This is a genomic window from Kitasatospora sp. NPDC093550 (assembly GCF_044764985.1).
Lineage (GTDB): Bacteria > Actinomycetota > Actinomycetes > Streptomycetales > Streptomycetaceae > Kitasatospora.
The window spans coordinates 371,731-381,115 of sequence record NZ_JBIWJF010000007.1 but is presented as its reverse complement, the minus strand read 5'-3'; the positions used below and the strand labels follow the sequence as shown (position 1 = coordinate 381,115).

The following is a 9,385-nucleotide window of genomic DNA, read 5'->3' as shown; positions in this document are numbered from 1 at the left end:
GTCGCCCACATGCACAACCTCGCCCGAACCGCATGAACCAGCAGGCCAGAACACACGACGGCCTGCCCACACCCAGACTTCTGCAACAAGCTTTAGCCCGGCGTGCCCGCTGGGCTGCTGAGGTGCAGAGCGCAGATGTCGTCGCGCCGGTCGTCGGGTGTGACGAGGGCGGGGATCAGGCGGTCGAGGAACCGTGGCCTGCCGGGGTCGGCGGCTCGGGTGGCGGTGGCGAGGCGATCCATGCCCTGGTCGAGGGACTCGCCGGGGTGTTCGATCAGGCCGTCGGTATAGAGGAGGAGGTGGTCGCCGGGTAGGAGTTCGAGGGTGGACAGCTCGAAGCTGGGTCCGGGCACTGCGCCCAGGAGCATGCCTTCGGGAGCGGGCAGGAAACGGGGTCGGCCGTCGCGCAGCAGCAGCGGTGGTGGGTGGCCGGCGCGGACCCAGGTCAGGCGGGAGGTGGTCGGCTCGTACACGGCCATGATCATGGTGGCGGTGTGGAACTGGCGTTCCGAGCTGTGCAGGATCAGCGTGTTGAGGCTGGCGAGGATCTCGGGCAGGGGGGTGCCGGTGATGGCCATGCCCTTGGCGGTGAAGCGCAGCAGGGCCATGGTGGCGACCGCGTCGAGGCCGTGGCCGGCGACGTCGCCGACGACCAGCAGGGCGTTGCCGTCGGGCAGTTCCACGGCGCTGTACCAGTCGCCGCCCAGTTTGAGGCCTTCTTGGACCGGCAGGTAGGCGACGTCGACGGTCAGCCCGGCGAGGGTCAGCTGCTGCTGCGGGACGGGGAGCAGGGTCTCCTGGAGGCGGGCGGCGAGGTCGCGTTCGGCGGCGAGCTGGCTCTGCTGGGCGAGGACGCTGCGCTTGTGTTCGAGGAGCTGCTGTTCGGCGTCCCTGACCGCGCTGAGGTCGTGGAAGAGGCCGTGGACCTGGACGGGGTGGCCGTCGGCGTCGTTCTCCGTCTCGGCGACGATCCGCACGTGGCGCAGCTGCTGGCCGGGCAGGCGGATGCGGAAGGTGTGGTCGAGGGGTTCGCCGGCCTTCAGCAGGCCGCGCACGGCCTGCTCCATGAGCGGGCGGTCGTCGTCTTGGGCGTGGGTGGCCAGTTCCTCCAGGGGGACGGGCCCCTGTGCCGGGTCGCGGCCGAAGATCGAGTAGACCTCGTCGGACCAGGTGATCCGTCCGCGCACGAGGTCGCGGTCCACCCAGCCCATCCGGCCCAGGCTCTGCATCAGGGCCAGGCGGTGGCGCTCGCGCTCGCCGCTGTCCAGCCGGGTGAACGAGACGATCAGCCCGCCCCGGCAGGCGGCCACCCGCACGCGGTAACGGGATCGGTGCGGAATCCCGGCCGTCCGTTCCTCGTAGTCGATCTCGCCCGTGTAGGGGTCGGCGCCGGACAGCACGTCGAGGTAGGCGCGCCACAGGTCGGTGCCGGCGAAGCCCGGGTAGGTGCGGAGGATGCTGCGGCCGATCAGCTCGGGGCCCCGGCGCCCGCCGATGTCGACGGTTTCCGGGGAGACGGCCGCCAGGACGAAGTCCTCCACCTGCCCGCCGGGCCCCCGGAGGGGCCGCAGGTGGACCACCGAGCCGGGCATCGCAGCCAGGACCTCGGCGACGACTGCCGCCTCGCAGCCGTCGTACGCCGTGCCGCCGTCGGGCGACGGCGCCAAGGGCCGCCTGTGGTCGGTCATGCACCCGAGCATGTCATGCCCCGGCCCGACCCGGAAACCCGCACATGGCACCACCGACCGGCTCACGCCGGTCGGGGCCGTCGCGTGTCCGGCCTCCTCAGCGAGCTTGCGCGGTGAGGCGCGCGCCCGGGCATCGGGCCCGCGTGCGACGTGCTGGAGCCCGCCACGGCCTCCCGGGTGTTTCCCGTCGATCCGGGCGTACCACCGCCGCGCCCGCTCGTTGAACGTGCCGGGCGCGTCGACGGAGCGCGCCCGCGGACCCACACCCTTGACCGACCTCCGTCCCCCTCCCGGAGCCGGGGCAGGGGTCCGGAGGGAAGGCGGACGACGATGGCCGATGCGGGGAGAACACGACACGCCCGTCCTGCGGGGATGGACGACGCGACGGTCGAGGCGCTCGGGATGCTGTCCCAGGCGTGGGAGACGACGCAGCGCGCGCGGGGACGGCTGTACGACTTCCACCAGCTGACCGGCGGCGCGGACAAGACGGTCGGGGAGGCGGTGCGGCTGCTCCGGGAGGCCGGCCACCACGAACAGGCCGATCTGGTCGAGCGGGAGGTCCAGGGGGCCGACGTCCTGCCGGGGATGTGGACGTTCCAGATCGTGGAGGCCTACGACGACGGCTACCACGCCCGGTTCACCGAGGTCGCCCGTCAGGTCCGCGAGGCCCTGGCGGGCGACCGGGACCACATCGCCGAGGCGGAGATGAAGCAGCGCCGCGAGACCACCTGACGTTCAGCCGCCGCAGCGCCCGGGTGACGGGCCGGGAGTCCCACCGGATAGTGGTGCGCGAGCTCCCCTCCTGGCGCGCCGCCCCGCCCGCACCAGCGGCGCGGGCACGCCGATGCAGCACGGCGGGCGCCGCCGCGGCGCATGCCCGTGCGCCGAGGTCCTCGATCCGCGGGTGTGCGGCGCGGGGTCCGACGCGAGCGGTGCGGCGGCGGTCCCGGTGTCGCCGCCCGCCTGCCCGCGGGCCGCCGCCCGTGCCGGACCCCGGCCGAGCAGCGGATATGCTCCGGCGGTCACGTACCTCGTCCGTTCTTCCGAACGGCCGACGGTCTCGGTTCGGAACGGAGCCTCAGGATTCCATGGTGATCGGCCGTCAACGGGAGCGGGCGGTCATCGCCGAAGCGCTCTCCCCCCGATCGGTGTCGCCCGCAGCTCTCCTGCTCGGGGAGGCGGGGGTGGGCAAGACCCTGCTGCTGGACACCGCGGTGGAGGAGGCGGAACGCGAAGGCTCCCTCGTCCTGAGGGTGCGGGGCAGCGTCGCCGAGAGCGAACTCGCGTACGCCGGCCTCCACCAGCTTCTGCTGCCGGTCCTCGACGGCGCGGCGGACGGCCTGCCCGCCCGCCAAAGGGCGGCCCTGCTCGGCGCCTTCGGACTCGGTGACGACCCCGCCCCGCCGGACCCGATGATGGTGAGCCTGGCCGTGCTGACCCTGGCCTCGCAGACCGCCTCCACGCGCCGGGTGCTGCTCGCCGTCGACGACGCCCAGTGGCTCGACCACGGCACCTGCCAGGTCCTGGGCTTCCTCGCCCGGCGGCTCGCGGGCGAGTCGATCGGGCTGGTCGTCGCGGTGCGCGGCACCCGTCGGCCCGACTGGCTCGACTCGACGGTGTCGCAGGTGGTGGTGGCTCCGCTGTCCTCGGCCGAAGCGGAGGAACTGCTCGGTGTCCAACCCGATCCGCCCGTGGGTCTGACCCGGCGCCAGGTCCTGGCCGCCTCCGCCGGCAACCCCCTCGCCCTCATCGAGCTGGCCCGGCAGGCCGCCCGGGACGGCCGGCTCCCGCCCGTGGGGCCCGTGCCGCTCACCGACCTGCTGGAGGAAACCTTCGCCGCCCAGGCGGGCGGATTGCCGCAGGCCACCCGTGAGGCACTGCTGATCGCGGCCGCGGCGGAGGGCGCGGCCCTGTCGGTCGTCCAGGCGGCACTGCCGACGGGCTCGGACCCGGAGGTGTGGCAGCCGGCCGAGCAGGCCGGCCTGGTGCACGTGCGGGCCGACCGGGTCGAGTTCCGCCACCCCTTGGTCCGATCCGCCGTCTACGGCGCCGCGCCCTTCGCCGAGCGGCGGCGCGCGCACCTGGCCCTGGCGGCCGCCCTCGGCGGCGACCCCGACCGACAGGCGTGGCAGTTGTCGGCGGCGACCACAACCCCCGACACCGCGGTCGCCACCGCCCTGGAAGCCACCGCCATGCGCACTTTCGGGCGCGGCGCCGTCGCCGAAGCCCTGGCCGGGCTGGAACGGGCCGCCCAGCTCCACCCGGACGCGGGCGAACGGGCCAGGCTCCTGTCGACCGCGGCCTACGCCGCCGTCCTGGTCGGGGACCTGGACCGGGCCGAGACCCTGGGCGCAGAGGCGTCCCACCTCGATCCCGACCCGGCCGCGACGAACTGGATCAGCGCCCTGAACGGCCTGATCGCCATGCTGGTGCTGCGCCTGGAGCGGGCGTTCGCCCTCGTCGTCGGCGAGGAACCGCTGCCCGTGCCGCAGCTCCCCGAGGACGTGTCCACGATCGCGACCGGGATCGTGTACCACTCCGGCCTGACCGCGCAGCGGGAACGGATCCGGCCGATGCTCGCCGCCCGCGCGGCGCAGGACGACGATGCCGTCGCCCGGCCCTTCCACCTGTGGGACATCGGCGTCACCGACCCCTTCGTCCACGGGAACACCGTGCGAGCCCAGCTGCCCTCCCTCACCGCCAGGCCCGGCCTCGTCCCGACCGAGACGCACACCCTCGGAGTCCTCAGCATGCTCCTGGACGAGACCGAGACGGCGGTGAGCCTGCTCGGGGAGGTGGTCAACCCGCAATGGGAGGACGCGGCCGACTTCCACGCGGGGATGACCGCCGTGGACCTGGCCTGGGCGAACCTCGACTGCGGCCGCTGGGCCGACGCACGCCTCGGCGTCGAGCGGCTCGCCGAACGCTTCCTGGCCGGCCACCGCAACCTCGGCTCGGTACGGGCGGTCACCGCACTCGCCACCGTGTGCGCGGTGACCGGCGAGCCCGGGACGGCGCTGCGCCACGCCTCGGCGGCGCTGGCCGTCACCGAGCCGGCCCGAGCGCTCGCCACCGTGGTCCGGGCCGGCCGCGCGGCCGCCCTCGCCGCCACCGCCCTCGGCGACCACCACGCCGCCCACCGGCACGCGAGCTCCCTCTTCAGCGGCTCGGGGGTACCCGTGCACTACCACCTGTCGTGCTACGCGGTCGCCGACCACGCGGCGGCCGCCGTCCTCACCGGTCACGCCGAACGGGCGCGGGCCGCCCTGAAGGAGGTGACCGCCGCCGTCGGTACGGGAGCGTCGGCGCGGCTGCGGCAGATCCTGCTCCGGGCCACCGCGCTGCTGGCCGAACCGGACGCGGCCGGTGCGCACTTCCGCGAAGCGCTGGAGGACCCGGCCGGACAGCGCTGGCCGTTCGAACGGGGCCAGGTCTGGCTGGAGTACGGCGAGTGGCTGCGGCGGCAGCGGCAGATCGCGGACGCCCGCGCAGCCCTGACGAAGGCCCGTGAGGTCTTCGGCGGTCTGGGCGCCGTCCACTGGACGCAGCGTGCCGAGGCCGAACTGCGGGCGGCCGGCGTCAGCGTCGACGCCGCCCGGCACAGCGCGCTGCGCTCGCTGACCCCGCAGCGGCAGCGCATCGTACGACTCGCAGCGGAGGGCCTGACGAACCGGCAGATCGGCCAGCGCCTGTTCCTGTCGCCCAGGACCGTCGGGACCCACCTCTACCAGGCCTTCCCGGCCCTCGGCGTGACTTCGCGCGGCCAGCTGCGCGACGTGGTGGAGCGGGAGGACGGCGCCGGTCCGGGCCGGTGACGACGCAAGTCATGTGACGGATGGCCCAGGCGCGGACGGGGCCGAGAGTGGGGGAAGAACCACCCGCACAGCACCCGGAGCCCTCGATGTCCGTCGCCCTGCCCGAGCACACCTCCGCCACGATGTCACCCCGCGACCGTGCCGGCCACTGGCGCGCGCTGGTGTCCGGCACCTTCGTCCCGCTCGACCTGATCGCGCACCAGGACGTCTCCCCGGTCGGGACGATCACCAGCCGCCAGCTCGGCCGGCTCCGGATCGCCGAGGTCGAGGCCGGCCCGCAGACCGTGTCCCGCAGCCGGCGGCGCATCTCCCAGGGCGGCGCGGAGTTCCTGACGGTCACCCTCCAGCACCACGGCACCGCCCGGCTCACGCAGGACGGCCGGCAGGCACTGGTCGGCCCGGGCGGCTTCACCTGCGCGGACGCGGGCCGTCCCTACCTGCGGGAACACCGTGACCACTTCCGCTTCACCGCGTTCCGGCTGCCCAAGGCGGCGCTCGGGGTGACGGACGACGAGCTGCGCACCGTCACGGGCACGGCGTTCGACGGCGGTTCGGGAACGGCCGGGCTCGTCGCCGGCTACCTGAAGCAGCTCGCGGCACAGCCGGCCGACCTCGACCCCGGCACCGCACACCGGCTCGCCCTGACCGCCGCCGACCTCCTGGCGGCACTGGTCCACGAGCGCCGGGGGCTGCCGGCCCGGCAGCCGGAGGAGGGCACGCGGAGCATGCTCGCCCGGATCGAGGACTACGTCCTGCGCCACCTGGGCGACCCCGACCTCTCGCCCGCCCGGATCGCCCACGCGCACCACATCTCGCTGCGCTACCTGCACAAGCTGTTCCACACCCAGGGGACGACCGTCAACCGCTGGGTCCAGCGCCAGCGACTGGAACGCTGCCGGCGCGAACTGTCCCGCCCGGCCAGGACGGCACCGACCATCTCGGGAGTGGCCCACCGCTGGGGCTTCGTGAGCCCCTCCCACTTCAGCCGCTCCTTCCGCACCGCGTACGGCATGTCCCCCCGCGAATGGCAGGCCATGACCTCACGACGGCCCGTCCCCACGACGCGGGAGCCCGCAGCGGACGGACGCCGTCCCCCGGCGGCATGACGGCGGCAGGACGGCGGCAGGACGGTCTACGTATCGGTGACCAACGCCACCGCGTGCAGCCCGACCGACACCATGCCAGGCCGCGTGCCCGGGTCGGACCGGGTGCCGAGCAGTGCGGGCCGGTCCCGTCGGTCCCCGGCCCGGGGGCGGCCGGGGGCTGTGACACGATGCCCGCGGGCCGGCCGGCACGGGCGGCCCCGGCACGGAGGAAAGGACCAGCCATGATCGAGACCGCACCCGACACCGCCCGGCCCGGTGGGGAGCCCGTCTTCCGCCCCGCCACGCCCGCCGACGTCCCGGCCCTGGTCGAGCTGGTCGAGTCCGCCTACCGCGGTGACTCCAGCCGGGCCGGGTGGACCACCGAGGCCGACCTGCTGGCCGGGCGGCGGACCAACCCCGAGGCCGTCGCGGAGGCCGTCGGCCACCCGGAGGGCCTGGTGCTGCTGGCCGAGCGGGACGGCGAGCTGCTGGCCTGCTGCCAGCTGGAGCGGCGCGGCGAGCGGGCGTACTTCGGCATGTTCTCGGTGCGCCCCGGTCTGCAGGGCGGCGGGGTCGGCCGGGCCGTGCTGGCCGAGGCCGAGCGGCTGGCCGGCGAGGAGTGGGGCGTCGGGGCGATGGAGATGACGGTGATCGAGCAGCGCGCCGAGCTGATCGCCTGGTACGAGCGGCGCGGCTTCCGCCGCACCGGCGAGTTCAGTCCCTTCCCGTACGGCGACGAGCGCTTCGGCATTCCGCTGCGGCCGGACCTGCGGTTCGAGCACCTGGTCAAGGAGCTGAAGGCCGTCTGATCGCGGGCGCGGCTCGGGGTGCGGTGCAGGGCCGCTCGACCTGATCCGGCAGGTGATGCGGCGTCAAGTCGGTGAGCTGGGGCGATGCGGAGATGTCATACCTCGTTCATGATTGGTCTAGGCCAATGTGAGAGGCTGGGCGCGAACGGCCACGTACCGTCCGATGCCCAGGGGGGCCACTTCCGCATGCCCGTACTCCATGGCACCGCCATGCCCGCACCCGACGCCGGTCCGCGCCGGACACCCGCGGACCCCGACCCGCGCCTGCCCGGCCCGCCCGACGACGAGGAGCTCTACTGGTACTTCGGCCCGCAGCGCCGCTGGGTGCTGCTCTGCGCCACCCTCTCCTACGCGGGAGCCACCGCCACGCTCGGCCTGTTCGCCCTCAGCAAGCCGCTGCTCTGGCCGTTCCTGGTGCTCACCGTGCTCAACGCGGCCACCTGGCTGCTCTCGCTCACCGACGGCCAGCGAGCCCGCCGCTTCACCCGAGACTCGCACGACCTGCTGCTGCGCGCCTGGCAGCCCGCCCGCCCCCCGAGCGTGGACCTGCTGCTGCCCACCGCCGGCGAACCGCTGGCCGTCCTCGACAACGCCTACCGCCACACCGCGGCCGTCCGCTGGCCCGGCGAGCTGACCGTCCTGGTCCTCGACGACGCCGACCGCCCCGAGGTGCGCGAACTCGCCGAGTCCTACGGCTTCCAGTACCGCGCCCGCCCCGACCGGGGCCGCTTCAAGAAGGCCGGCAACCTCAACCACGGCCTGGCCGAGGGCGCCGGGGAGATCATCGCCGTCCTGGACGCCGACTTCTGCCCCCGCCCCGACTTCCTGCACCACCTGGTGCCCTACCTCGACAACCCCGGCGTCGGCATCGTGCAGAGCCCGCAGTGCTTCGACACGGACGCGGACATGTCCTGGCTCGAACGCGCCGCGGGGGCCACCCAGGAGATCTTCTACCGCTGGATCCAGCCCTCCAGGGACGCGCAGGACGGCACCGTCTGCTGCGGCACCAACGCCCTCTACCGCCGTGCCGCACTGCAGCGGATCGGCGGCTTCGCCGAGATCGACCACAGCGAGGACCTCTACACCGGCCTCGCCCTCGCCCGAGCCGGCTGGGCCACCCGCTACGTGCCCGCGCTGGTCGCCAAGGGCATGTCGCCCACCGGCCTGCCCGCCTTCATCAGCCAGCAGTACCGCTGGTGCCTCGGCTCCCTGGCCCTCGTCCGCGACCCGGACTTCCGCCGCGGGCCCCTCTCCACGTCCGCCCGGCTCTGCTTCTGGAACGGCATCCTCGGCTACCTCACCAGCGCGGTGAACGTCTTCGCCGTGCCGTTGCCCGCCCTGATCATGCTGTTCTTCCGGCCCGAGGAGATCCAGCCCTGGCAGGTGCTCCCCTTCCTGCCGCCGATCTGGGTCGCCCTGGTGCTGCTGCCCGCGATGTCCCGCACCCGCTGGCGCTTCGAGGTCACCCGGGTCCAACTCCTCGGCGGGCTCTGCCACGTGGTCGCCATCGCGCACGCGCTGCGCCGCCGCTCCGCCGACTGGGTGCCCACCGGCGCCGTGTCGGGCGGCAGTTCGCTCGCCCGCGCGGTCGCCCGGATCGGGGTCGGCTGGCTCGGGTTCGTCGTCCTGGCGGGCGCCGCCGGGCTGGTCCGGGCCGCGCTGCTGCACGGCTGGCGGCCGTACTGGGCGCTCGCCGCGCTGCTCGGCCTCACCGCGTACACCATGATCCCGCTGATCAGGGCCCTGTGGCCGCTGCTGAACGGCGCCGACGGTGGCAAGGGCGCCACCCTCGGCGAGGTCGCCGCGCCCGTACGGAGCCGCTCCGACCTCGGGTTCGGGCGTGCCGAGGCCGTCGCCGTCACCGCCGTGCTGCTGCTCTGCGGGCTGCTGGCGTCCGGCTGGGCCGATCCGCTGATCTTCTGACGTTACGTCAACTGCCCCACTGAACAACTGAGTTCTTTCGCGCGTCGCCCCACCGGCGCGGACTC

At 74.3% G+C, this 9,385-nt stretch carries 6 protein-coding genes; 5 read left to right on the top strand and 1 reads right to left on the bottom strand.

The genetic code is table 11. The features are described 5' to 3' along the window. Positions 1-92: 92 nt before the first annotated feature. Positions 93-1,688, bottom strand: coding sequence for a PP2C family protein-serine/threonine phosphatase (locus ACIRD3_RS14485; protein WP_402215543.1), 1,596 nt, complete (start codon positions 1,686-1,688; stop codon positions 93-95). A gap of 372 nt (positions 1,689-2,060) precedes the next feature. Between ACIRD3_RS14485 and ACIRD3_RS14480 the strand changes: the two genes are divergently transcribed. The 5 genes from ACIRD3_RS14480 to ACIRD3_RS14460 all read left to right on the top strand — a co-directional run bounded on the left by ACIRD3_RS14480 (position 2,061) and on the right by ACIRD3_RS14460 (position 9,320). Next, on the top strand, positions 2,061-2,420 hold the full coding sequence (locus ACIRD3_RS14480) for a hypothetical protein (RefSeq protein ID WP_402215540.1): 360 nt from the start codon (positions 2,061-2,063) through the stop codon (positions 2,418-2,420). Between the two features lie 356 nt (positions 2,421-2,776). Further along, on the top strand, positions 2,777-5,503 hold the full coding sequence (locus ACIRD3_RS14475; protein WP_402215538.1) for an AAA family ATPase: 2,727 nt from the start codon (positions 2,777-2,779) through the stop codon (positions 5,501-5,503). A gap of 86 nt (positions 5,504-5,589) precedes the next feature. Next, positions 5,590-6,609 (top strand): helix-turn-helix domain-containing protein, encoded by a 1,020-nt coding sequence (locus ACIRD3_RS14470; protein ID WP_402215536.1) that lies wholly within the window; start codon positions 5,590-5,592, stop codon positions 6,607-6,609. Positions 6,610-6,830: 221 nt separating this feature from the next. Next, positions 6,831-7,397 (top strand): GNAT family N-acetyltransferase, encoded by a 567-nt coding sequence (locus ACIRD3_RS14465; RefSeq protein WP_402215534.1) that lies wholly within the window; start codon positions 6,831-6,833, stop codon positions 7,395-7,397. A 186-nt stretch (positions 7,398-7,583) separates the two neighbouring features. Beyond that, positions 7,584-9,320, top strand: coding sequence for a glycosyltransferase family 2 protein (locus ACIRD3_RS14460; RefSeq protein ID WP_402215532.1), 1,737 nt, complete (start codon positions 7,584-7,586; stop codon positions 9,318-9,320). Positions 9,321-9,385 lie beyond the last annotated feature (65 nt).

Coding starts and splice junctions, on each gene's coding strand:
- ACIRD3_RS14485 (WP_402215543.1), bottom strand. CDS start 1,688: ATGACCGACCACAGGCGGCCCTTGGCGCCGTCGCCCGACGGCGGCACG.
- ACIRD3_RS14480 (WP_402215540.1), top strand. CDS start 2,061: ATGGACGACGCGACGGTCGAGGCGCTCGGGATGCTGTCCCAGGCGTGG.
- ACIRD3_RS14475 (WP_402215538.1), top strand. CDS start 2,777: ATGGTGATCGGCCGTCAACGGGAGCGGGCGGTCATCGCCGAAGCGCTC.
- ACIRD3_RS14470 (WP_402215536.1), top strand. CDS start 5,590: ATGTCCGTCGCCCTGCCCGAGCACACCTCCGCCACGATGTCACCCCGC.
- ACIRD3_RS14465 (WP_402215534.1), top strand. CDS start 6,831: ATGATCGAGACCGCACCCGACACCGCCCGGCCCGGTGGGGAGCCCGTC.
- ACIRD3_RS14460 (WP_402215532.1), top strand. CDS start 7,584: ATGCCCGTACTCCATGGCACCGCCATGCCCGCACCCGACGCCGGTCCG.